Source organism: Acetobacterium wieringae, assembly GCF_001766835.1.
GTDB lineage: Bacteria > Bacillota > Clostridia > Eubacteriales > Eubacteriaceae > Acetobacterium > Acetobacterium wieringae.
The window spans coordinates 31,029-56,291 of record NZ_LKEU01000020.1; the positions used below are offsets into that span (position 1 = coordinate 31,029).

A 25,263-nucleotide genomic window follows, 5' to 3' on the forward strand; every position below is an offset into this window, starting at 1 on the left:
TTTTCATTGACAATGATTTAATTAGACACAGAAACCGAAACATACTCCCCATGGACTACTTGCATAGTATGTGTAATTAGTTGATCCGTTTGTTCCAACGCCCATGAAGTATTTTTCTTGGTTTGAATAAGGCGAACGAAGCGACCAACTACCAACATTTGTATTTGGATAATATTTTACAATTGAAGCTGCGTTAGTAAATATTGGATATTGTGTACCCTCCCCTTCTAAGGTAAAGGTAGTAGTTCCGGAGACTTCCTTTTGACTGAACAAGAACACCTTGTCAGAAGTTGAAACGATATTTTGTGCTAGGTACCCTCCCGACGTCATTTTTTCAACCGGTTTAATTACATTTTTCAAATCGGTTGCCATGCTATCATACAACGTTCCATTGGCCCAAGACCGTATATTAGTTCCACTCCAACCACCAACATTAGTATCTGTCAGATTCATCGCTTTGTTACTTGTCATTAGGGTTTTTGTCCCAAAAGAAATCCCAGCTTTGCCACTGCCATCACTTTTATTATCGTGTGCAAAATCATAGATTTGCATCGTTAAGACCTCACTTGTCGATAATGTGATATTTTTCTCGTTCCCTATATCAAAGTAAGTATCCGCAAGTCCTGCTTTTGAAATATAAGCTATCTGATCCCAGCTGCAAGCTTCAAGTGACGTTCCAATTGCTGGTAAGGTGATCCATTTTGCGTAAAGCGTTGTCGGGCCGGTTACTTTATCCGTCGTAAAGTTCCATTCTGTCGTTCCGGCTGCGTCTTTGAACCAGCCGGCGAAGGTCATTCCTGATTTTGTGGGGGTGGCTGGAGCAATTGTAGTTAGATTTGCTCCCACCGTTTTTGATGTTACCGCCGATCCTCCTTGAGAATCGAAAGAAATAGAATATTCAGGAGCATTTCCCATACAGAAAGCAAAGTTTACACCTATTCCTCCATCAGAAGCGTTGTAGCTAGGCAATCCGAAAAAAGAAACGCAACTATAACCATTATTTGTAAGTGTTGGCGATCTTCCCCAATAAAACCACGCTGCTCCTGATCCATTGCTAAATTTCTTAATGCGTGAGTCATCACTTGTGAAAATTGGATATAAACTGCCTTCCCCAGGTAACGAATACTTTAATACTCCAAATTGCTCTATTTCAGACAAAACAAATATTTTATCTGATGTCGTGATTACGTCATGAGAATAGTAACCTGCTGTTGTATATTTGTTTACGAGTTTTATCTCATTTTGGATATAAGAAGGTATTCTCGACAACAAAATACCATTTGTCCACGTTCTTAGACCGGAGCCACTCCAACCAACTGCATTGGTTGATGTATTGTTCATAGTTGTCATTGAACTCAACAGATTTTTCGTCCCAAATGTAATATTCGTCTTTCCACTACCATCACTCTTATCGTCATGGTTGAAATCATAAATCTGGAGGGAAACCACTTCACCAGTGGACAAAGTCATATCTTTTGTGTCACCAATATTCCAGAAATCATCACCTTTACCAGCATTTGCAATATTTGCTATTTGTTGCCATGAGCAATCCTTTAATGCAGTGCCAACAGGTGGCATATCTGTTGCCTTACCCATGCTGAAACCGAAACACACACCCGAATAACCATCTGCCCCACTATAAGAAAAGCCACCAGCTGCAACATACGGGGATGGTTGTTCTGACGATAAAATTGTCGCATATCCTCCATACGTTCCATAACGTGATCTTGTCCAATAAGGATACTCTGAACCAGAATTTCCTAAAGTCTTTATTCGATTGTTCACATTAACAAAAAGCTCATACTGCTGACCTTCACCGAGAACCGTATTGCTTGAATTACCAGTTAACTCATATTGTGAAAATAGAAATACATTGTCCTGAGTAGTCTCTAGAGATAACTCTGGGTAAGTTCCACAACCAGATTTTTTAGAAACAGTTGCTAAATTATTCTGCACTTCAGATGGAAATTCAGTCATCAGTGTAGAGTTTGCCCAAGATCTAATTAATGTTGGTGACCACCCTGGGTTTGTCATAATGCCACACATCTGTCTTGTCTCTTGAAGAAGATTTTTTGATGCAAATGTGATATTAGCCTTTCCAAGACCATCGGATCGATCATCATGATCGAAACCACATATCTGCATTGTGACAATTTCTCCGGTAGCTAGTGTCATATCCTTTTCTGCGCCAACATCCCAGTAAACATCCCCGAGTCCAGCGTTAGCGACAGCAGCTATCTGATCCCATGAGCAATCTGCAAGGGGTGTTCCTACAGCGGGTAATGATGACCACTTCGCATAAAGCGTCGTAGCCCCAGTCACCTTATCACTGGCAAAATTCCAGCTCAGTGTACACCCAGCATCCTTATACCACCCATCAAAGATCGCATTCGCTTTCGTTGGTGCGGTTGGTGCGGTGATTGTTGTGTTGAGGGTTGCTGTCGTTGAGGTGACTGTTGAACCACCATTGGAGTTGTAGTTGACGGTGTAGGTGTTGGTTGGGGCGTTGCCGATGGCGAAACCGAAGTTGACTGACCCGGTATACCACGCATGTGTGTAATAGGTATTTCCACATTCCACACCAAAATAATCAGCATCATCATAAATAGTTCGTGTCCACCACCATTCTCCATAGGTACTACTTATTTGTCTTTTAAATGTATCTGTGAATAAAGAATACATACTCCCTTCATGAACAGTACCATAGTTAAAACCAAACACTTCTTCTAAAGAGAAGCAAAACAACTTATCTACAGTTGGCACTAAAGAACTGCGTGTTTTATCAAGATATGATTGTTTAATCACCGGTTTGATTATATTTTTTAAATCTGTTGGTAGTTGCGAGTATTTCGATTGTCCAGATAGCGCATCATAATTTGTCGTCGTTACACCATTAAGCCATCCCCGGATACCTGTTTCCTTCCATCCACCGAGGGAATTACTACCAATTGCATGATACTTCATTTCTGCAATATTTGGGATTGATTTTAAACCAAATGTAATGTTCGTCTTATTCCCAGTCCCACCATCTTGAACATCATGATTGAACCCATATATCTGGAATACATAGTCTGTACCATAAATAGAAACTTTTTTCGTCTCACCAACATCAAAGTACGTTTGACCCAATCCCAACATCGCGACCCGATTAATCTGATCCCAAGACCAGTTCTCAAGCGGTACTTCCGGCCCCGGCAATCCAGCTTCCCACTTCGCATAGAGCGTTCGATTTTCCGTCGGCTGATCCACAGCAAAGTTCCAGGCTGACAAACAGCCTGCTTCCTTGTACCACCCTTTGAATACCCATCCGTCACGACTAGGCGATGGTGGGGCGCTAAAGGTCTTATTGCACTCAACCGTTATTGGTGCGACCGCCGATCCGCCCTGGGAATCAAATGTAATCTGTGCGCCCCACTTCGCATAGAGCGTTATATTGTCGGTTACTTTATCATTGGCAAAATCCCATTTCTGGGTTAACTCCGCATCCTTATACCAGCCATATAGCGCATATCCCGATTTAATTGGTGCTGTCGGAGCTGAAATGGCAGTATTGAGGGTTGCTGTCGTGTTTGCGATAGCAGAACCTCCGTTGGTATTGTAGATGACCGTATAGGTATTGGTCGGAGCGTTACCGATGGCAAAGCCGAAGTTGACACTTCTTGATGAATTAGCTGATGCATAACCATCATAGACGGCACCCGTTTCAGAAACACCTCTAAAATCAGAAAATGTATTAATTGAAGGCGATCTTAACCACCAAAAGGAAGGTGTTGCAAGACGATTTTTAATTATTGGTTTGCCGTCAACAAATATTTTATATCGTTGCCCTTCTCCAGAAAGTGTTCCATAATCAGACGAATAAATTTCAACACCGCTAAACAAAAATAATTTATCGTCAGTTGTAATCAATTGTTGTGATGGATAACCGTTGGACGTATATTTTTTAACTTTTTTAATTACGTTTGAAAGATCCAACGGTAATTGAGAATAAACGGATGTGGTTGCATAATTCATCGATTGATATGTCGTAACAAATCCATTAAGATATGCTCTCATGTCAGTAGCATTCCACCCAAGATTGTTTGTATTATTATCATTATTATTTATAACACGATAATCTTTCATCAGGTTCTTCAGCCCAAACGTAATATTCGTCTTATTACTCGTTCCGTCTGCCAGCTGATCATGGTTGAACCCATAGATCTGAAGCGTTAAGACTTCACCGGTTGATAAGGTGATATTTTTTTCCTCACCCACCTCAAAGTAGCTTTCGCCCAATCCCAGTTCTGCAATCTTGTTAATCTGATCCCAGCTCCAGTATTCCAGCGGTACTTCTGGCCCGGGAAGCCCTTCTTCCCATTTGGCAAAAATCGTTACGTCACTAGTGATTTTTTCCGTTCCAAAGTCCCAGGCATTCGTACATTCACTTTCTTTAAACCAGCCTTTAAAAACAAACCCGTCACGACTTGGTGTTTCCGGCGTTGTCGCATAGGTATCATAATCAATCTGCTGGGCCAGCACAGCAGACCCACCCTGGGCGTCAAAACTGACCGAATATTTAACCGGTGACCACTTCGCATAATAAGTCGCTCCGTCAACCGGGAACGTATCCGGCAGTGCGGACAGTTTCATGCTGCTAAAATCAGCCGTTTCATACCATCCTTCCAGCGTATAATGCTCTTTTGTCGAAACAGGAAGGGTTGTGTTCGCAATAACCTGATCCGTGACACCAACCAGATCATCAACACTTGATCCCCCGTTTTCTACAAAGGTAATCACTGATGGGTTGGCTTCCCATTTGGCATAATAGGTCGTGGTGCCGATGGGATATTGCCCCGGTAATGCCGTTACTTCTGTCCCACTAAAGTCAGCTTCCGCAAACCATCCGGAGAACGTGTACCCGATCCGGCTCGTCGTTGGCATGGTTGTCGGTGCTATCGCCTGATCCGTGACACCGGTCATTGTCGCAACATCACTACCGCCATTGGTCACAAACTCAATGAAAGCCGGGTCTGCTGTCCACTTGGCGTAATAAATCGTCGTGCCCATGGGATACTTATCAGGGAGTTCAGTAATGACATCCCCACTGAAATCAGCGCTGGCAAACCAGCCATTAAAGGTATATCCATCCCGGACAGTGATCGGCATACCGGTATCGAGAATTTCACGATCCGTGGCACCAACCATTTTGGGTACGTCGGTACCGTTGTTCGTGACAAATTCAATCGCTGCTTCATCCGCTGTCCATAAGGCAAATAGGGTCGTATCCCGGGTGACTGTATCAACCCCAAAATCCCAGGGCGTAATGCAGGCATCTTCCTTAAACCATCCACCGAACGAATACCCGCTTCGGATCGGATCAACTGGCTTTGGTGTGACCGACTCATTCTGCGCCGTCTGTGCCGGCACGGCACTCCCGCCCAGGGAATCAAAGCTCACCGTATAAAGATTTACATCCCACTTGGCAAACAGCGTTAAATCTGACTGTACCCGATCACTGGCAAATGTCCAGACGGTGTTACACGCTGCTTCCTGATACCAGCCTTTAAAGGTAAACCCCGGTTTAAATGGGTCGCTCGGGCTGGTTATCATCATATTGTAATCAGCACTGATTGAACCAACCAGACTTCCGCCCTGGGAATCAAATGTAACTGTTAAGGCAGTGGCATCCCACTTCCCGTAAAGGGTCGTGTCACCGGTGATGGTATCTTCGGTAAAGTTCCACGGCGTATTGCATCCGATATCCTTATACCACCCCAGAAACACATAGTTACTCCGAGTTGGAATGGGTGCTGGTTCTTCGATATTTGCCCCATATTCCGCCGAAATCGGGATGAAGGTGTCTGAACCTCCCTGGGGATCAAAATGGACGAAATAGGTGTTTATTTCCCACTTCGCATAGAGTGTGGTAACCCCCATAATCCGATCCGATTCAAAATTCCAGGGGTAAGCAAAACCAGGATCTTTAAACCACCCTTTAAACGAATATCCTTCCCGGGTCGGCTGTCCTGGCTCCGTCAGCAGGGTGTTATATTCAGCGCTCTGGGCACCCATTTCATTCCCGCCGTTGGTATTAAAGTAAACCTCATAGGTTAGTGGTGTTTTAACCACTTCCTCGTATAAGGTATATACAACCTGTACCGGATTGATCAGTACATCATAGATAACCGGGAGATCCGGATCCACCACGACCTCCACATCAAATGTATACACTTCGCTTTCGCCGGCAGCAGCATTGATGGATTTAAACGCATAATGATTGGTTCCCAGGTTGGCCGGAACAAACTCAATTGTCCAGACAATTTCATTTGAAAGCTCATTCACCGACCGGCTGATCAGCATCCCGTCACCCAGGGAATCGGAACCAAATTGTTTCCCGACGCCACTGTCCGTATTGGTAAAGGTCAGATTTTTAGTGGCCCGATTGGTCACCACTTCAATTTTGACCGTTTCATTTTTATAATACGGTGCTTCTGTGACGGCCTTGACCGATTTGATCACCGGCGCTACCGTTTCATCAGCCGTATCTTCCCCGGGTACACTGGTTGGCGGTACCAGGTTGGCCGGCAGATCGGTTGGCATCGTATCGCCCACCTTCGGATCCGGTGGGGTGCTTTCCTCCAGTGGCCGGATCGTCAGCGTCCGATGGGTGTACTCATTCCCGCCACAATTGATGGTACCCTCCGGATAAGGTGAAATCGACATTTCCAGATCATAACTGGTTACTGTACTCACATCCGGGGTATGCCATTTTAAATAACTGTAGGACTCGGTTTTCATCGGAGCCACCAGTGAATCGGTACCGATCACTTCCCCGTTGATCTTGTACGTCACCATCAGCTCACTCCCGGGGGTGGCATTGATATTGGAGTAAACCGGCGTACTTAAAATAACATCCGTATTGGGCCGATAATCGTTATCCCGGGGCTTATTGTATTCGGCTGGCTTAAGTGCCCGAGCCATACCCCACCCGCCATATTTGACCTGTTGATCGCTGAACCAGCGATTAAAGGGAATGGCAGCATTCTGGTCTACCCCGGAGCCGGCTGCCAACCCATACCAGGTACTATTGGTAATGACTGAGTTTCCCATCAACAGAAAGGCCAACCGGGAGACGTGCTGCCGATTGGCGTTGGGCTTCCAGGCATCCGGCTGTTGTCCGGCCCAGGCTGTCCACCGGGTTTCATCGTAACGCCAGTCCATCTGGTGCTTGATCTGAGAAACTGCAAAATCAGTGGCTGATAAGGCATAGCCATAATAGGATCCCGGATGGGCAGTATCCTTCACATAGACAATCGATACCGGCTCATATACGATCAACCATTCCACCTGATTGGTGGGGTTATCGTTTATTACATTAGGTAAAATTCCTTCGGGGTTCCACCCGGTCCGGGTTTCACCATCAATGGTAAACTCAAAGTTTTTAACTAATTCTTCTTTGGTTTTTCCTTCTTTCCCTGCATAGAAATTTATCAGATCAAATACTAGGGAGGGACTACCAAAATAAGATGCAACATTAGTTATATTTCCCACCTTCGTTCCGTCAATTACGCCGTTATCATATATGTCTCCATCACTGAGTTGCGGGACATATGGTGGTTTGTCAACTGGATTTAGTAAGTAAACACCATTTCCTGAAGCAAGCTGTACCGGATCCAGTGCATTCACATCTCCGCCTTTACTCTGCAACTCCATCAAGGTATCTACCTTGTTTTCCTTGGAAAAGAACAACCCGGAGATATTCGATGGTCGGGATCCGGCAGCCCAGCCATTCCAATTGGAAACTGGCGTCAGATAAACAGCCTGATTACCAATCCGGTAAAAATCATTCATATTCGATGAATCCTTATTGACCGTATCAGACTTGGCCACGAATAAGGATACCTTCCACATATACTGATCGCTGTAGTAGAAGGCATCTTCGGTATAGGTCGGATTCCCGGGAACGGTACTGGAATTATCTTCAGCCCGGGCCACCATGGGCGTCATTCCCCACAAAAAACCGGTTAGTAAAACAATCAGCACCAGCAACCACAGTGATCTGAGCCGACTTTTTATACACACGTCCATTCATTCCTCCTTATTTTCTGCATAAAAAAAGAACAATTCGAAAATTGTTCTTTTTTTCGTTCTTATTTAATTATATCAATTACCGACGAAGGTACCACCATTCTCAAATCCTGAATTGTTCCCGGCTGTCGCCCCTAAATCACCATCCCATCCGCCACCGCTGCTTTCCGCTGCCGGTGCTTCATAGGCCGGTTCTTCATAGGCTGGCTCAACATAGGTGTCCTGGGGAGCTTCGTAATGTCCCCCGGTTTCTTCACTGGTGTAGACCGGCTCTGATTCGATTGCCGGGGTATTAACGGTGGTCACGTTGCTTTCGACCACGGTGCTGTTATCATTGGTGACGGTTTGGGCTTCGACGACCTTGCTTTCCACCGGGGTGGTGGTTACGGCCGTTGTCTTTTCGGTATTGATATCCTGTACCTTCACTGTTTTTTCATTTGCAGTGGACTGCCAGGTATCTGTATTATTGGGTAAAATTGTATAAATGCCAAGGCCAATCATACCAGTCATCAGAACTCCGCCAATACCAAGAACGATCCGCTGTTTCAACGTTGTTTTTGCCAACCAGGTGGTTAAAGCTGCACCATTTGTTTTCATCATTTTACCTCTCTCTTTCATCATCTAAAAATTATATCAGAATACACCATAATCAACTTCCTGTCAAGGTTTAATTGCAATATTTTTAAATTTATTTTTATTGCCGACAAATTTCTTTCCCATCGGAAACATTTATCCAGCAGGCTGTTTTCTTTTTTCAATCCCTGTTTCCAACCGGTTAATCATCAGCTCCTTTTTATCCAGCAGTCTACGCTGCTTAACAATGAGATACCCTTCGGCTACCGTGATTAAACCAAAACCGATCAATAACATTTCCATGGCTTCACTCCTTCTTTTAAATCAATTAAAAAAGAACAACTGACAAATTGTTCCCTACTATTCATTCCATAATTTTTAATTATTAAGCTGTTTTCTGTTTTCAGCTTGTTTCCTCGGGAAACAAGCTGAACTTCCCGGCTCCGAAACGCTTTTCCATTCTTGTGGTAAAATCTTTTAAGTGACTAATGCCCTTTACTGTCATTTTTTGGTTCTCTGTCAAGTTGTAATGTCGATGTTTTTGATCGTTATTTTCTACAATGATCAGCACTTTTATATCTTCGATTTGAGTCGTTAAATCTTTCAATAACTCTCGTTGTTCTTTTAATAGCTCCCCGTGATCAGCTTTTAATTCCTTATTTTCATAAATCAATCTTTCCAAATCGTCTTAAATTGCCTTTAAACGATAATTATAAAACGTCCATGCTCCAAACATTGAAGCAGTAAAAGTAAATCCAGCCACAATCAAAGCGACTAAAATAGTTTCCAGCCACCAAGCTTCCGAAACTAAAAAATCGTACATTTTACACCCCCAGTATAATTTTTCGCTGTTTTCTGTTCTTAATTTTGTTTCCCGAGGAAACAGGATCACATTTCCGGTTCCCAATCGTCTTCATAAATCGTTTGATATTGATTCAGTTGTTGTTTCAACTGTATGCTGTCATTATTTTGATTTTCATCTTGCTGTTTTTCCATTTCACTGGTAATATTTTTCATCATATTCCACTCTTTGATGGCCTCTTTAACATCTTCCTTCAATTGTGTCATTTCTCCATGTTCATACTTAAAATCAATTGTCGCCCACCAAATATCACCCTCATCTTTGCTTTCAGGATCATTGTCGATTTCAATATAACCACATAAGAATCGGTTTTTTTCAATAAAAGCATTAAGCTCCATCGGATCCTTTGAAACTATTTCGATACACAGATATCGTTCAAAATCGAAAGCTTCCTTTTCGCCGGTTTCGAATCTGTAAATCTTTCTAATTTTTATCATCGCAACTCCTTCATTATTTTATTACTCCTTGCAAAACTCGTCCTTTTAGTGACTTGTAATTGAAAATAAAAAAAGAACAATCCGAAAATTGTCCCCTTATGATAATCCCATCATTTAATTTTTTCGCTGTTTCCTGTACCTATTTTGTTTCCTCGGGAAACAAAATTACATTTTCGGTTCCCAGTCATTCTCTTTTTCATCTTCAGAAATAAGCTGCATTTCCTGATTGAGCAGTGGATGCTCCTGATCAAAGAGCAGATTCTCAAAGAACTTAACCAGATAGACATCGGTATGACTGATGTTTTTTACTTGATTGCTATAATTGGCTCGAACCAGGGCATTTCTGAAATAAAGCGCATTTTCTTCAAAAGGATCGTTATTCACCTGAAAACCCAAGCCGTTTAAATACTGAACCATAAATACCGCCACCGTTCGGGTGTTTCCTTCCCGGAAGGGATGCACCTGCCAGATGGAAGAAGTAAAACTGCATATACTTCTGATCTTTTGCTGATTGTCCATGTTGACGTAATTTTTCTTTTTTTCTGTCTCAAAGTCATAAGCCAGGGTATCTTCAATCATGAAATAGTTGGCATAAGAAACGCTCTCACCACCTAGAACCGGCTCTTTTTTATAAATATTTTTCTCCCTGAAAGTCCCGACCCATTCCGCCGGCAGAATATTTTTAAAGAGATACCGATGAATGCCTTTTAGAGATACCGGGCTTAGAACGAACCCCGAATTATCAAGCAGAGAAGCGATCCGTGTCGAGACAATGTCGCATTCTCGCTCGCCTTTTACCTGGTCATTTTCCGGTAAGGTCTGATAATGATTGACCAGGGCATTTTCCACTTCCTGATAAGAAAGCTTCCCACTGAAATGATCCGGAAGTAATTCATTGGTCAGATATTCGGAAGGGTTTAGCTGATCGATCTTATTCAGTCCAAAACCGATATTCCAGTATTTTTCTTTTTGGCTTCGATCCTTTGTTTCTTCGATCACTTGATAAGTTCCATTATACTTCAGATCCGTCATTATTGCCCCCACCTTCTATTCATCTCATCACATTTTAAAATTTTTCTGTAAACACATTTTTTAGATAATTTTGAACCAATACTCCAACCAATTTTTTCGAAAAAGCTGACTCCTGATTTAACATCGTAAAAATTATTTTTTTTAAAAGTGATATGATCCTGGATTATTTTATTTCCGTTAAGATAAAGCCAGATAGAATTTATTAAATTGATCAGCTCACTTTTAATAACCAGACAGCAAATCTTATAATTTTTGCCATTCAGCACTAGATTGACTTCGTCAGCACCAAAGGTTAGCTCATTATACTGATTTACTCCTTCAAAATAATCACTTGCTCTGAAGCGATCTTCAAGCGGACTTTCATCTCCCAACCAATATTCCATGGATTCAAATTCCGAGTGATCGATCAAAGTTAATAGGCCTTTAGCACATGTCTTCTGAGGGTTTCGGATATAAATTTTTTGAGAAATCGTATTTACAAGTATGTATTTCCGACCCAGTCGAACTTCATTATATTCTCGTGCCTGATGGTAATAAAAAATCGCATTTTGTGAATTGATTATATCCTTAACTGTTCCATCCTCCCGGAATAAAATCTCGATACCTGGATGTCCTAAGTCTTTATATTCAAAACTTTTTAAGTCCGTAATTCCCAGTTTTGATATAACTTCAAGTGTTCCTCCTGGGCCATCGCCATAGTAACCACAGTTAAGATTTTTCAAATGCAGCTGGTCACCATTCCAATTTTCAAGAACCATATTTACATTTAATCGCTTCATTGCATATTCAGTAAAAATGAAATTTTCGCTATCACGAAAGACGACCAACTTTTTTACTGGTTTAAAATCGTCAATATGATCAGAAAAAAACTGAAGTGATTCCTTCGATGATCCGTTATCATCAAGAATAACACACATTGCATTACCCCTTTTTAAGCTTCATTATAACACATTCAAGCATATTTATTTTTACTTCCTTTCGCTCAATTTCTTTTTTTAATCGCTTTAACCAAACAGCTTCAACTACGACAATTACCGATAGCAACACTAAAGCAATGATCATTATCTCACTCCCGTTAATCCATCTTTTTTTAATTCCTGTTCCCATTTTGTTTCCCGAGGAAACAAGCTTCCCTAAAAAACAATCAACTCAATTTTAATCAGCTCGCTATCCAAAGATTTTTCCCCTTTTATCAGATTTTTCCTTTTTAATCACCATTTCCTGTTTTAGCAGTGATTGAATAAAACAACTGATTAAAGAACGATAGATTAAATACTCATTTAAATTGATGGTTGGATTGGTATTATTTAAACTGCTGAAGCCGTCGATGCAATACCATAAACGATGGTATGCATCTTTATAGTGGCCGGTTTCAATGGCCTTCAGCGCTTTACAGGCCATCATAAACTGACGTCCCATCATCTCCCGTGTGTAGTAAGGGGCTATTATTTTTTCCTCGTAACATCGTTCTATGTAGTGTTTCTGAAATCTTTCCAGGTAGTGCAGACCTTTAATCAGGATCGGCTTCATGTCTTTTTCGTTAAATGGCGCATGAAAATAATCCGTATGCCAGTAATCATTGGGTTGAATCTCATTTAAAATATCAACCAGCGGTTTTGTTTTTGCCAATAAACAAGGTGTTTCCTCATTTACTTCTATCTGAACCATCGTCTTTAATTCCGTTATATTATTCATCACATTTATTTCCCTCCCAACCTTTCTGGATTTTTGTTATTCATAAAGCGTCACTAAAACTTTGGTGTATAGCCAGATACCGTTACCCGCTCCACGACAATTGGGGGAGCGTTAAACATGGCTCCCAAAAACCGCCAGGGCACGGTGATGGTATTGGTGGTTTCCACAGTAAGGGCATCCCCTTCCGCTGCTGCCAGCTGGGTGTTGGTGATTTTCACCGTTGTATCCTTTGGCTTTAAGGAAAACAATACATTGCCGGCATCATCCTCCTTGACCCAGGTATTGCCCTCCACTTTAAAGTCGATCATTTTTTTCATTTGAGCAAGGATCTGTTCCTTATTCATCACTTCTTCCCAGTCATCCGTCAACTCGGCCTTGGTGTATGTCCCGGCATAACCTTCCCGGACACCCTGATAGATCTCGTCCCAGTTTTCTATCGCCACGCCCTGAACCGACTGCTCCACCGCCTGATCCAGCTGCATAACAATGGATACAACCCTTAAATACTCGTACATCGCACAGAACAGCATCAGCAGAATTAGCAGTAGTGCCGCAACCATGGGAACAGACATCCCAGAATCTTTTTTCTTATATAGCTTCGCCAATCCCATCATTTATAGTACACTCCGCTTCGTCCACTGGCAGGAGCCACCAGTTCAATGTTGAAACCACCCCCGATAAAACTGCTGAACCATACAAAGTCTGACTTCACCGTTACCTGGATGGGGTCGTTAATCTGCACATTTTTTGTCCCACCGATATACTTTGTTCCGTTAAAACTGATATCTTTTGTCTTTAATCCCGTTTCTGCCTGCAAATCTTCATAAGTATCAATTACTGTATTCCCGGTATTTCCCATCAGCTCGGCATCCCGTAAGACTCCATGGGCGATATAGTTCAGCTTCTGATATTGAGTCCATACCGGTAGAACTCCCAATATAAGGGTTAAGACAAACATTGCCAACAGGAAGAATATCGAAAATTCCAATATGGCTGAACCTTTGTCAACCTTTACCTGATTACCTTTCACTTGAACCCTCCTTTTTAAAAAATACTTGGCAACGTGGTCATGATGTCATAACCAACGGCATAGACAACCATGAGCAGAAATGTAAAAAGTAAAATATAGGGGTACTTTTTGATTTTTTCCAGTCGCCGGTTCATTTCCTTTTTCAGCCGGTTCTTTTCAAAAGACCGCAACTGAATCCCCAGCTGCTCAAAGTAGGAAACAATATCATCTCCCCGCAACACCGCAATCAAACCCTGGGTAACATCCGATAGAAGTGAGCTGACCACCCGGGCATCCAGACGTGAAATGGCATTTTCATAATCCGATGTTTTCATATCGGCAATGGTCACTTCCAATTCTTCACCCAGTTCTCCGTCAGAGTTTTTACGGAAATCAATGAGAATCGCCAGCAAATCCTGTCGCTTTTTTATTTCCTGTTGCACGGTATTGACAAACCGGGGCAATTCCCATTCGATTTTTTCACGACGTTTCCGCATCAACTGATCAATCTTTCCAATCTGGGCTGAAAACCGCTGTATCGCATAGAAAAGCAGAATCAAGGTAAAAATCGGATGAATAAACACCAGAATCAAACCAACCCCAGCATAGATGGCAGACTCAACAAAAGCCCGGCTATAGACCATTTCCGGTGTATCCAGTGATCCCAAAGACTTTAGGGCATTGCTCATTTTTTTGCGTTTATAAGGATTGATCCGAACATAGGGAATGATCAAGTGGGATACCTTAAAGACAAAGGCATCCAGAACATTGACCTTCTCTTTCTTTTTTTTGCCAACTGCCATGATTGTTTTTATCTCACGATGGGATGGCACATCAAAAATACCACCAACCAACTGGAATAACCCATAAACAAAGAGCATTGCAAGACTGATTAAATAGGCCGTATTATTCATTATCCAACCTCCTTTCGCTACCTGCTGTATTCAATGGGCTTGATATCTTTTATGGCAGCATTGAGAGAGATAAAAATAACCAACAAAACAACTGCCAGAATGATCTTACCGCCCCATGAATCCACAAGCGCCAGATACCATGTCCTGTTGATGAAATAAAAAAGAACCGGCACACCAACATTGATAAAAACCATGGTGAGAACAATTCTTAAAGGCGTATGCATATCTGTTCCAAAGTCGTCATTCGCTTCTTTGATATCCGTAAATTTTCGGACAATCGCCGGCAGCGTTTCAATCAGGTTGGGATTGTCCTGGCAGGCAATCACCGCCCGGCACCACTCCTTATAAATCTGGTTATCAATCTTTTCACTCATTTCCAGAAGTGCTCCCGGAATATCCGCCGTGATATAACTGATATCAAAGACAAAGGCTTCAAACACTGGTAACAGTGGTGGATTCATATGATGTAAATTTTCCTCAATGGCTTTGACAATATTGCGTGATCGACTGTAGGAAGTAGTGATGATCGATAGTGTTTTATTGAGTTCATCATTTAATTCCTTCCGATAGGTTATTTCTGCCAGCTTGATGTACCAGAAAGGGAACAAGGACATACCAACACCGAGGACGGCCGATATCAGGATGTTTTCCATCAGTAATCCGAGGATCAGGCCCACAATAAAAAGAATCGTTGCTGCCATAACCAGGATCGCAAAGACACTTTCCCGATTGGTCGTTTTTAAGATCATCTGGGCTTCACGGATAGTTGTGGTCAGTCCCTGAAATGGCGTTCGACGGTCTTTCCTGACGGTCTTTTTAATCACCGATTGAATATCGCTCTTATCATTGACGATCCGATCCATAAGCCGGCTGGTCAGCTCAAAGGGTGAAACATTAAATAGCAGACACAAGCCCACCAGAAGCAGTGTAAAGATAAAAAAACTTATCCCTTTCATATCGCCTTACCTTCCTCACCCAACGACTCATCAATGAAGCGCTCCAGGGTACGAGTCGGGACGCCATTGGTAATCAGCCATTGTTGCAGGCTTTTTGACATGTTGTTGCGCTTGACAAAATGGCCTTTGATAATTGTTTTTGTATCTGAAATTTTTTCCGAGCTGTCTATCTCATAGTCATACAGTGTCCGAAAGTTTGCATCTCCATGCTCATCAACAATACACTCGGTAATCTCCATCACCTTTCGGGAATAATCGTCCAGCCGTTTACAGAATATCGCAATGGTAAAGGCTTCACATACCAATCGGTACAGAACCTTGTCTTCCAGAGTTGAATCCAGCATACAAAGCGTCAGCATCCGGGTATAGGCTGCCCGGCAGGAGTTGGCATGAGTGGTTGTTAAAACCGCATGGCCGGTTCGGGCTGCTTCCTGGGCAGTATAGGCTTCTTCCCCTTTCATTTCCTGGGGGACAATAATATCGGGATCACAGGTTAGCGCTGTATTTAATAACTCTCTTGAATTGATTGAACCATGGGTTTTCCAGTGCACAACGTTATTATCAATAATCCCATTTTCGTCCCGGGTAACTAAATTTAGTTCTCTGACTTCTTCTTCAATGGTGATGATCCGTTTACGTTTTTCCACATCTCCGAGCAATCCATCGAGGAAGGTGGTTTTTCCGGAGCTGGTTGATCCGGCCACAACCGCACTCAAGCCACTGGAAACGCACAAATTGATAAAATCAAACATTTCATCTGTCAGGGTTTCCTTTCTGATTAAGTCATCCCGCCTAAGTTTACTGGGATTGACAAAACGAATCGATGCCTGAACACCACACTCCTCGTCAGCAAGTGGCGGGCAGGTCGCTGTGATTCGAATATTGTTTTTTAAGAATCCGGTTACTTTCGGTGTTGCTGCGGACAACGTTTTTTCAGATTGCTGAAACAATAACCGGATCATGATGTTTTTGGCTGATTCGGCTGACAGGAAAGTTTCCGGGGCACGAACCACATCCCCATTTTTATAATGGAGCACCACACTATCATAACTATTGATATTTATTTCCTCCAGCTCCTTGTTCTCATTTTCCAGGTAAGCTGTTAAGATCCCATATTCACCCATCTCTGAAAAAATCCGGTTAAGCAGCTCAATGCTGGTGTATCCATCGATTAAAACCCGATGATCTTCAATGTACTTGCGGATATCTTTTTTAATCAACGCTTCATTCTTTTTTACATCCCCCAGCGCCTTGGAATTGGTTCGGCTGATATATTGTTGTATCCGCCCGATCAGATCCAGCAGCTCCTGATTGCGCTTGTATAGACTGTTCATTCGATTTCCCCCTTGGTTTTTCTAAAAGGAATTTTAAAAAGTTTACGTTTGGACGTTTTTTCTTTTTTAATGCGCTCTTTTTTAGGCCGTTTCTTTTGATTTCCCGATTTTCTTTTTTTATTCTTCTGATCCTCTCTTTCATCTTCATTGATCAGCTCCTGGCTTAACTGGTTGAGTGCATCCACAAACTCCCGATTCCGTTTTGTCTGTTTAAGGGATTTGATGGAGGTTTCCTCCAGATAAGCCATCTGAATATCCATACTGTAGGGAAAGGCATAATCAACGCCCCCGTATTTATCCCCCACCAGCAGCCAGGAGTCAAAATCCCAGGGGTTATTCAGTACCCGGATGACATTGTCCCGAAACCCGGTAAAGTCCTGGAGCATGGCGGTGGTTCCATTAAAAAAGGCAATGCTCTTTAAGTCACCGCCACCGACCATGACACACTTTCCATACCGTAAGCCGTACTGGGTAATCCAATCGTTATGAACGCTGGATTGTCCATCGATGATGGCATACTTGAATTTCTGGCCCAGAGTGACAAACAGGTCAATCACCTGGGGTTCCACCACTTCCGGATAACTGCGTTTGGAATCCTCACTGCGATACCCCAAAAAGGCCAGGTATTTATTCTTGGGGTGGTTCACCAACGTTTTTAGCAGTTCTTCCTGGTCAAACCCGGCCATGGTAATGATCTTTCCCAGGGATCCGCCCTCCTTATTGAGACTGGGAAACAAATAGGATAAGGGACTGGCCTGATCCTCGGTGAATATCAGCACAACGTTTTCCTTTGTTTTTTCACTGATATGCTTGGCCAGCTCCAGACTGAGGGTTGTTTTCCCCCCGCCTGGGGATCCCCATACGGTGATTACTTCCATAGCGACACCTCCTTTTCAGGTATTGGGTTATATTCGCCCTTCGGATCGATAAAAATTATCTTCTCGTCTTTTAAAAATCTATTCAATCTCTCAAAATCACAAGACATTCCCACATATTTACTTGCTGTTTCCTGACTTTGCTCCATAAAATCCTCCGTTTCCTGAACATTTTGTTTCCCGAGGAAACAAGACTGTGTATCGTCCAATCTTCCATTTCCTGTTTCCCGGGGAAACAGCTTAAATGCCACCGGTCTTAAAAACTTCTTCCTGTTTTTGTAAAAACTGGTTGGCCGTATCTTCGTCTCCCCGATACATCAGGGCAAAAACAATGTTTCCATTCTTTTCCAGGCCGGTGAGCAGCTGTGCCTGGGCCTTGTTGACCAGCAGGGTCACTGTCGCTGGCAGCTCCGCATCATCAGATAATTTTTCTCCGCCCATATCCACCCCGGTCTGGGTGGTCACTGCCAGCACCTTGACATATTGCAGTTCCGGATAAATCGTGCTGCGGTTACCCACTGCTTCAGCATTATTTAAAATCATCACCACATCTCCGGGCATGAGTTTTCCGGAAATGCCATTGGCAAAGTCTTTAATGGTCACTGACACAATCTGTTTTCCGCCATCCAGAGCACTCATATAGTTCCCACTGGTGATCATGTCATTAACCAGCTTGCTTTGCAGTACATAGTCTCCCGATTCCAGCTTTGCGGTGGAATACTTGCCAATGACCTCATTCTTACTTTTGATGGCGTTAGCCGGTAAATTGTATCCGCTAACCTCCACCTCCTCAACATTCCGTTCGGTGAGTTGATCCCCCACCCGGATGGTTTCTTTGACCCGTACAATCGTCGTCGTGTTACCAATCATGCCCGTGCCCGTGGGCACAATCACAAAGGCCAATAACAACGCAAACACGACCACAAAAAAACCAATCAGCATTCTACCTCCATTTTTCACTGATACACCATCCTTTCTAATAACATTACTGCAATCATAAAGCCTGAGCATAGAAACGGCGCAAAAGCAAACACTTCATTGCGTTTCAAATGTCTGGCCCGAGCCCATAGGATGCTCAGAAATAATCCGATCATCAGACCGGTTACACCGGCATCCATGCCCAGATAAAATCCACAAACGGTGACAAGCTTAACATCTCCTAAGCCAATGGCCTGATCCTGTCTGGTGATTTTTTTAATCAGCCAGCCGGAAGCTGCCATCAGGATACCCAGGGTCAATGCCCCGGGGATGGCCTGTCTCACTAACCATTCTCCGCTGATTCCAAAACACCCGACAAACAGAATCAGGGGATGGACAACTCGGGGAATGGTCTTCGTTTTAAAATCAAAGTATCCGATGTAAAACATCAGACAACAAAATAATCCGGTGCGTAAAATAATCACCGGATCATCGATCACCAATAGTAAAAATAAAAAAGGCATGGCCACAATCAATGCCGTGGGGAGAACCGCCTTTTTAAACTGCCTTTTTAATGCTGATCCCATAAAGAACCAGCAAGCCAAAACACCACATAATCCGAATGCTGCCATTTCTGCTACTCCCAATCATTGAGGTGGATATAGGCATAGTGCTTACGCCCCCGGTAATAACTGACGATATGCATAAGCATATCCAGAAAAGACTGATTATCTTTCTCGCTTTTTTTAAGCACCAGATAGGAAGACAACAGGATCGCCAAACCGCCGAAAAATGTTCCAAACGGATTGGTAAAGGTAACATAGTAAAGGGTACACAGAATGACAGTGATACAGACCATCACACCCATCAAAAATATTTCCTTCACTTCCATCCCTTCAATCAGCTGGCGGTTGGCTTTAATCCCCATCGGGATATACAGTTCCTCATGATACTCCATCAATTCCTCCTTTCCCTGTTTCCCGAGGAAACAGATTTATGTGATATAAGCCAGAATTAAATCCCGAAATGGGATCAGAGTGTTGACGATGACACAGAAGATTAAAACGTGCCTGATCCGCCTGATATAAACCCCTTTTTCATCCGGGGAATGAATCATATGGGTAATACAGTAACCCAGCCGAAAGACAACACCGGCATTGATTAAATACAAAAGCAAAGTATAGATATTGTTTAAATCCATAAAATAATCAATGGTTTCCATACGACTCCTCTCATTTTTATTTGACTGACCGCACCGCTACCTCCGTTACTCTGGCGATGGTCAGTGCCTTTCCGGATAGGTTTGCATTGCCGGCATGAACCATAAACTGTTGTAGCAAGACCGGCGTGGAAATTCCCGCTGCCAGGGCACCAAAGCCAATGGCAAAATCACCGGTAGCCATCAGAATATAGGACAGTGACAATAGTGAAAGCTGAATGATGGTGGTAATTCCGACCTTGAAAAAGGTCATCATAAAAGGGGCAAACACCCCGTTGTCACTTTCAATGAGTCCCACACAGGCCAGCGGAAAACCGATCTGCATGATCCACATCTGAAAACCCCGGGCCAGCATTTGAAAATAGAGGATCAATGCACCAATGAAAAAAACAAGCACCGCAAATGGCCCCATATTTGCTTCAATTAAGTTCTTAACATAGTTATCTTCGTATAAAAACTCCGAATTCATACTATTCAATATTTCATACAAGACCCCCGTACAAACCCGGGCAAAGATCTGATAGAGCATCGGAAAAGCCACAATCATGACCACCGCTTTAACCGTTCGTTGCAGCATGGCCATGGGATCGCTATCCGGATCACCACCAGTCCAGGTGATATAGGTTTCAAAGCCACTCTTAGAAAACTTGATTACCAATAACAATAGGGCCAGTTGATAAAAAATTTGCGTCAGCCCCGTGGACAGATCCAGTCCCGAAACATCTCCGATATATTTATCGATATAAAACACCTGCTCCGCCAGATTCTTGATGCTGCCGGTGATCACTCCGCTATTATTAACTGAATCATAAATAAAGTTTTTAAAGATTGTATACATGGTTCTTCCTTCTCTCTTTGATTAAAAAAGAAAAAGAACGGTTCAAACAGCAGCCGTTCTTTTTGAATCCTTGCATTAAGGCTTGGGAATATTTGAAAATAACGTCTGGATGTTAGTAGTGATGGATGGTAGGATGGTATTTCCAATGATATCCCGAAATCCATACAAAAACAGTGCCACACCCAGCAACCCGACAATCCACATCCCTGCCCCCTCAATGATCGAACCGGAATCGGCTTTCATTTCTTCAGCTTCGCTGCTTACGAGCTTTGCATGCCATAGCACAAAGGGTTTAACTACTGCTTCTTTTACATTTTTTAATTTTAAAGCCATTAAATTTCTCCTTTAAATTTTATTGAATTTCTATATCCGTGTTTCCTCGGGAAACAACCTTCAGGAACTCGGGAAATAGCTTAAGACCATGGTGATAAAACCATTGACCGTCATTCCGATAACCAGATAGAACAGTGTCGTTTTCATGTTCTCTTTGTATTTTATTTTTTCATGATCATCTGCCTGTAGCCGTTTGACTACATTCCAGCCAATAACAATCAATGCCAACAGCGGTAATACAATATACAGCGCCAGAGACGCATCGGTCAGAAGTTTAACTGTTCCGGTAACCCAAACAAATTCCGTAAACATCGCCATCACCTCCTTTCTTTAGAAGTATCAACGCTCACTCAGATCTGATAGCGCTTCCAGATTCCCCATAATTGGATCCCATTTTCCTGGTGGGTCGGTCTGGCATCGCTGCGGATCATCCGAAGTATACGATTGTGTTCTTTGCTGCCTAATCCATAGAAGTCATTAAATGACCATTTGCTGATATCCGGGGATGTCATAATCACAGGATCATTCCGACTGGTGACCAGGTTATAGGGGCGTCGGATTCGACTGACTTCATTGGCGGTCAAAAGCTCCCGTCCCACCAGATTGACCGATTGACTGGAATTGGAGGTGTACTGCTGCTGTGACGATGACAGGGAATAGGATGTGGTGGTGTATTTTCCCAGTCGTTCGGATACTTCCTTTTGCGTTTCCAGATCCTCGGCCTTAAGATAAATCCAGGTTTCACAGTTGGATCGGATGATCCGGGCAATCTCCCTGCCGTATTTTTCTTCCAGTTGGGCCATGGACTGCAAAAATAGGTTATAGCGAATCCCCCGACCGCCACCCACTGAAATCTGGGCCGTAAAATCCGGGATCTTGGTAAAGTTTCCAAACTCATCCAACATATAATTAATCCGGATCGGCAAGCGCCCGCCCAGCTTATCCGCAAAATCCGACAGCGCACTGTAGACTTGGGTACAGAACAGGGCTGCCAGGGTATAATTGGTTGTTTTGCCATCAGGCAAGATTATAAAAACCGCCGTGGGTCGACTGCCAATGTCTTTGGGCCGAAAATCCGTTTTCCGGGTCATTTCATAAATCAGCGGATTGGTAAAGAGTTTTAAGGTCGTCAGGGCACTGGTGTAAAAACTGCCTTTTGTCTTAGATGGGGCAATATCGGAAATAGCGACAAGCCCCAAAGCCGGGTGGGTCGGATTTTCGACTTTTAGTTTCTTCATATATTTAACCAACATCATATCGTCCCCCTGTTTGGGAGCTTTACACATCTCGGCAATGAAGTAAAATACATTGGTCAGATTCTGATACTCCGGATTGTCCATGTTTTCAAAGACCACGATCATGATGCAGCTGGCAATAATACTGGCCTCACCGTTGTTCCATAATTTTTCACCTTTCGGTTCACCGACCAGCATCCCGGTAATATCCCAGACATAATCAATGGCCTGAGACATATTTCCGCTTTCAACCGCATCAATTATTGATTGGAGAAAGTTGTAGTGATTACTTTTAAGGGGTTCTTTAAAATCCAGAGCGAACACATCAACCCCGCATTTTCTAAGAAAGGGGGCCGTGTAATCATAGTTCTCACCTTTGGGATCCGAAACGATTTGCGACTCTCTGGCCATTGCCAGCAGGCCGATGGTTTGCAGGATCACAGTTCGTCCTTTACCACAACGGGTAGCACCGATATTTAAACCATGAACATCCTCCCCGATAAAGTAGATCTTTTCATTTCGTAATCCCTGTCGTTCTTTTCCCAAAACTAAACCACCCATTTTGAAATTTCTTTTGTTTTCCATGATGGTTTTATCAACCCAGTAATTCCCTTTTTTAACCTGTCTTCTTTCCTCCTTTCCGCTGCGTAACAAAAATTGAATAAAGGGATTATTCTTTCGAATGACCACGTAATCAAAGACCCGATCCTTCTTGTTCGGATCCAGCCACCGGGCTGAACCATGCTGATTCTGTCCCGCCGGCCGGGGGGTTTGAATATCCGGGGTTATACTGATCAGTTCACTTTTGTACGTCTTGCTTTGGCCAATAAAAAAAGCCACTGCCATAAATAGGGCAACAGCCAGACAAATGAGAAACATTTGTGATGTTTTTTCGTTATTAAGCACATCATTTAGCACCTCCCAAATTGGAAAACGATAGATTTCTAAAATACCCTGCCCAGTCATAAAACTATCAATGACCCGGATAAAGTAAAGAAACATACTAGCCAATAACATAAAGATGAACACCGCCATGACCGCACGGACAATTTTTAATTTCACAATATCACCGCCTATTCCTTAACCCGAACATAATAAAAAGTTCCGGTTTCATTCTCTAGCCTGAGCCGATCCTTCATCACCAGCTCTGCCTGGAAATCGTGGGATGATCCATTTATTGTCAGTGTTAATACTCCGTCTGAGAATGTATAACTTCCCTGATCAGGATTGTCCTTTTTTGTGTCATTATCTGATATGGCATAATCATCACATACGGTATAGCTGCCATCGTCTGTCAATATCAGCTGAAGACCGCCTTTTTCATAGTCCCAGGTTCCAACTAGGTTTTTTAAATTAGTTTCTATCGATTCTCCGCCAATTTTTTCATAGATGAGATTACCACCTTCGGACTTAATTTTTAATGATCCGTTACTTTGCAATTCATAGGGCATGACAATTTTTCCGGCTCCACCAGTTAAGCTGCTCTGATCCCAATCCTCCTTTGTTCCATCAGCCTTGATTGTATAATCCAAATGGAGGGTAATTTCCTTCTTGTCATAATCATAGGTTCCACCCGTATTGGCGTTACCTTTGCCATACCCCATGGTAAAATTTCCATCGTCATTAAGTGCAATGTAGGTATTGCTGTCCTTGTTGTACCATTCGCCGGCAAGCACCGGCTTTTTAAAGATATCCGTTACCAGATCGGTTATAAAACATCCGCTGGTTACCACAGCCACCATACCAACCATCAATATCAGTAGTATTATTTTTTTAATCTCTGTTAATCCTCCTTTCGTTTTTATTTATTCCTTTTAACTGGTATCGAAAAATAACATTCTTTATCCTCCATTTCCTGATTTCCGTGTTTCCCCGGGAAACACATTTGGCTTAATCATCTGTTTTTCTATTTCCTGTTTCCCGAGGAAACAGATTTCCTTCAAGCTTCCTGCGCCCACTCATCTTCTGCTTCTGTTTGAAGGGCTGCGTATTCTCGCTCCTGGCAAATGCTTACTAATAGTTGATTCCAGTCTTTATGCGGTTCTGGCGGAATCTTAAGATCAAAGCTGTACTTCCCTGGAAATACTTCTTCAACGGCATTAATTAGTTCCAGGGTATTTTTATGTCCGGGTTTATCGTTATCCAGACACGTCACAATATGTTCAATTTCCGGGTGTGTCTTCAGATAGTGAATCAGACCAATATGTGCTACGCCATTCAGTGCAATATAGTGATCATCCTTATTTTGATTAATATCCCCAATCAACCGTTTAATGGTTTGATAGGAGAGCATGTCAATGGGTGCTTCGTATACCAGTACCTGATTTCCTTTGCCTTCATGAACAAAGGGGTAATGTTTGTCTGAGTTTTCTACAATCCCTTTAAATGGTTCCTTTCCAGGGACATCGTAGGTACCCCGAAGGGAAATGCTCTTAACTACTCCATTTTCATCAAACCCACAAAAAGCACAATTATGATTTTTATCTTCATAGATTTTGTGATGCTTGACATAGTAATTCACCACCTCCGGGGCAATGCAGCGGGTTTTTACCAGATATGCAAAAATCCGCCGATAATTGGCGGATTTTTCTGGTGGCTTAAAGATGCCATCATTGGTTTTTTTATACTCCCTAGCTTTTTTGATATAGGTTTTTGCCACCTCACTGGGTTCGTGATGATGATTGATAAAGGCTGCCAGCTCATGGATTGCTTCACCCATGCTTTTTTTCTCCGTATACATCACAAACTGAATAATCCCACCTCCCGCTTCTTTTGAATCATCGGAAAGACAATTCCAACGATTTAAATCGGGATCGATAAATAGTCCACCCTGATTCCTGACTTTAACCTGATTCCCGATCTGAACCAGTTCATAACCATTGGCCATAGCATAATCAACGATGCTGATCGCTTTGACCTTTTCAAACACTTCCTCCGGTAAACGCCCCATTTTTCTCTCCTTT

The 25,263-nt window shown here is 42.8% G+C and carries 27 protein-coding genes; all 27 read right to left on the reverse strand.

All coding sequences use genetic code 11. The features are described 5' to 3' along the window. Window positions 1-21: 21 nt before the first annotated feature. The gene (locus tag ACWI_RS04990; RefSeq protein ID WP_070370333.1) at window positions 22-8,070 is read right to left on the reverse strand and encodes an InlB B-repeat-containing protein; all 8,049 of its coding nucleotides are present in this window, start codon (window positions 8,068-8,070) and stop codon (window positions 22-24) included. A gap of 75 nt (window positions 8,071-8,145) precedes the next feature. Next, window positions 8,146-8,670, reverse strand: a complete 525-nt coding sequence (locus ACWI_RS04995) for a hypothetical protein (protein WP_070370334.1) — start codon at window positions 8,668-8,670, stop codon at window positions 8,146-8,148. Window positions 8,671-8,799: 129 nt separating this feature from the next. Then, window positions 8,800-8,946: a hypothetical protein gene (locus tag ACWI_RS18965; protein ID WP_175440900.1), complete on the reverse strand. Its 147-nt coding sequence runs from the start codon at window positions 8,944-8,946 to the stop codon at window positions 8,800-8,802. 100 nt (window positions 8,947-9,046) lie between these two features. Beyond that, window positions 9,047-9,316 (reverse strand): hypothetical protein, encoded by a 270-nt coding sequence (locus ACWI_RS05000; protein ID WP_070370335.1) that lies wholly within the window; start codon window positions 9,314-9,316, stop codon window positions 9,047-9,049. Window positions 9,317-9,331: 15 nt separating this feature from the next. Continuing rightward, the gene (locus ACWI_RS19455; protein ID WP_278278279.1) at window positions 9,332-9,466 is read right to left on the reverse strand and encodes a hypothetical protein; all 135 of its coding nucleotides are present in this window, start codon (window positions 9,464-9,466) and stop codon (window positions 9,332-9,334) included. A 65-nt stretch (window positions 9,467-9,531) separates the two neighbouring features. Beyond that, window positions 9,532-9,942 (reverse strand): hypothetical protein, encoded by a 411-nt coding sequence (locus ACWI_RS05005; RefSeq protein ID WP_070370336.1) that lies wholly within the window; start codon window positions 9,940-9,942, stop codon window positions 9,532-9,534. Window positions 9,943-10,107: 165 nt separating this feature from the next. After that, complete coding sequence (locus ACWI_RS05010) at window positions 10,108-10,974, reverse strand: Fic/DOC family protein (RefSeq protein WP_070370337.1); 867 nt, start codon at window positions 10,972-10,974, stop codon at window positions 10,108-10,110. After that, window positions 10,974-11,891: a hypothetical protein gene (locus ACWI_RS05015; RefSeq protein ID WP_070370338.1), complete on the reverse strand. Its 918-nt coding sequence runs from the start codon at window positions 11,889-11,891 to the stop codon at window positions 10,974-10,976. The genes ACWI_RS05010 and ACWI_RS05015 overlap by 1 nt, the downstream gene beginning before the upstream one ends. A 4-nt stretch (window positions 11,892-11,895) precedes the next feature. Next, a complete protein-coding gene (locus tag ACWI_RS05020; RefSeq protein WP_070370339.1) occupies window positions 11,896-12,081 on the reverse strand; it encodes a hypothetical protein in 186 nt (61 codons plus the stop codon). Between the two features lie 60 nt (window positions 12,082-12,141). Next, on the reverse strand, window positions 12,142-12,669 hold the full coding sequence (locus tag ACWI_RS05025) for a hypothetical protein (RefSeq protein WP_070370340.1): 528 nt from the start codon (window positions 12,667-12,669) through the stop codon (window positions 12,142-12,144). A 53-nt stretch (window positions 12,670-12,722) separates the two neighbouring features. Then, window positions 12,723-13,283, reverse strand: coding sequence for a hypothetical protein (locus tag ACWI_RS05030; protein WP_070370341.1), 561 nt, complete (start codon window positions 13,281-13,283; stop codon window positions 12,723-12,725). Beyond that, window positions 13,280-13,699: a DUF4320 family protein gene (locus tag ACWI_RS05035; protein ID WP_070370342.1), complete on the reverse strand. Its 420-nt coding sequence runs from the start codon at window positions 13,697-13,699 to the stop codon at window positions 13,280-13,282. The genes ACWI_RS05030 and ACWI_RS05035 overlap by 4 nt, the downstream gene beginning before the upstream one ends. A gap of 14 nt (window positions 13,700-13,713) precedes the next feature. Further along, window positions 13,714-14,592, reverse strand: a complete 879-nt coding sequence (locus ACWI_RS05040) for a hypothetical protein (RefSeq protein WP_070370343.1) — start codon at window positions 14,590-14,592, stop codon at window positions 13,714-13,716. A 17-nt stretch (window positions 14,593-14,609) separates the two neighbouring features. Next, window positions 14,610-15,548: a type II secretion system F family protein gene (locus tag ACWI_RS05045; RefSeq protein ID WP_070370344.1), complete on the reverse strand. Its 939-nt coding sequence runs from the start codon at window positions 15,546-15,548 to the stop codon at window positions 14,610-14,612. Next, entirely contained in the window at window positions 15,545-16,882 is a 1,338-nt protein-coding gene (locus tag ACWI_RS05050; protein ID WP_070370345.1) for an ATPase, T2SS/T4P/T4SS family, read from the reverse strand. Before ACWI_RS05050 ends, ACWI_RS05045 begins: the two co-directional genes overlap by 4 nt. Continuing rightward, window positions 16,879-17,760 carry a hypothetical protein gene (locus tag ACWI_RS05055; protein WP_070370346.1) on the reverse strand — a complete coding sequence of 294 codons (882 nt, stop codon included), beginning with the start codon at window positions 17,758-17,760 and terminating at the stop codon, window positions 16,879-16,881. The genes ACWI_RS05050 and ACWI_RS05055 overlap by 4 nt, the downstream gene beginning before the upstream one ends. Next, the gene (locus ACWI_RS05060; protein ID WP_139142319.1) at window positions 17,751-17,966 is read right to left on the reverse strand and encodes a hypothetical protein; all 216 of its coding nucleotides are present in this window, start codon (window positions 17,964-17,966) and stop codon (window positions 17,751-17,753) included. Before ACWI_RS05060 ends, ACWI_RS05055 begins: the two co-directional genes overlap by 10 nt. Window positions 17,967-17,997: 31 nt before the next feature. Then, entirely contained in the window at window positions 17,998-18,699 is a 702-nt protein-coding gene (gene cpaB / locus ACWI_RS05065; RefSeq protein ID WP_070370348.1) for a Flp pilus assembly protein CpaB, read from the reverse strand. A gap of 14 nt (window positions 18,700-18,713) precedes the next feature. Then, window positions 18,714-19,307: a prepilin peptidase gene (locus ACWI_RS05070; RefSeq protein WP_070370349.1), complete on the reverse strand. Its 594-nt coding sequence runs from the start codon at window positions 19,305-19,307 to the stop codon at window positions 18,714-18,716. A gap of 5 nt (window positions 19,308-19,312) precedes the next feature. Beyond that, a complete protein-coding gene (locus ACWI_RS05075; RefSeq protein ID WP_070370350.1) occupies window positions 19,313-19,633 on the reverse strand; it encodes a hypothetical protein in 321 nt (106 codons plus the stop codon). Window positions 19,634-19,669: 36 nt separating this feature from the next. Continuing rightward, window positions 19,670-19,897: a hypothetical protein gene (locus ACWI_RS05080; protein ID WP_070370351.1), complete on the reverse strand. Its 228-nt coding sequence runs from the start codon at window positions 19,895-19,897 to the stop codon at window positions 19,670-19,672. A 16-nt stretch (window positions 19,898-19,913) separates the two neighbouring features. Next, window positions 19,914-20,732, reverse strand: coding sequence for a conjugal transfer protein TrbL family protein (locus ACWI_RS05085; protein ID WP_070370352.1), 819 nt, complete (start codon window positions 20,730-20,732; stop codon window positions 19,914-19,916). Window positions 20,733-20,807: 75 nt separating this feature from the next. Continuing rightward, window positions 20,808-21,065, reverse strand: a complete 258-nt coding sequence (locus ACWI_RS05090) for a hypothetical protein (protein WP_070370353.1) — start codon at window positions 21,063-21,065, stop codon at window positions 20,808-20,810. Between the two features lie 60 nt (window positions 21,066-21,125). Beyond that, complete coding sequence (locus ACWI_RS05095; RefSeq protein ID WP_070370354.1) at window positions 21,126-21,377, reverse strand: hypothetical protein; 252 nt, start codon at window positions 21,375-21,377, stop codon at window positions 21,126-21,128. A 38-nt stretch (window positions 21,378-21,415) separates the two neighbouring features. Beyond that, complete coding sequence (locus ACWI_RS05100) at window positions 21,416-23,362, reverse strand: VirD4-like conjugal transfer protein, CD1115 family (protein WP_242871578.1); 1,947 nt, start codon at window positions 23,360-23,362, stop codon at window positions 21,416-21,418. Between the two features lie 11 nt (window positions 23,363-23,373). Then, complete coding sequence (locus ACWI_RS05105; protein ID WP_139142320.1) at window positions 23,374-24,042, reverse strand: hypothetical protein; 669 nt, start codon at window positions 24,040-24,042, stop codon at window positions 23,374-23,376. Between the two features lie 197 nt (window positions 24,043-24,239). Next, complete coding sequence (locus ACWI_RS05110) at window positions 24,240-25,250, reverse strand: DUF3991 and TOPRIM domain-containing protein (RefSeq protein WP_070370356.1); 1,011 nt, start codon at window positions 25,248-25,250, stop codon at window positions 24,240-24,242. Window positions 25,251-25,263 lie beyond the last annotated feature (13 nt).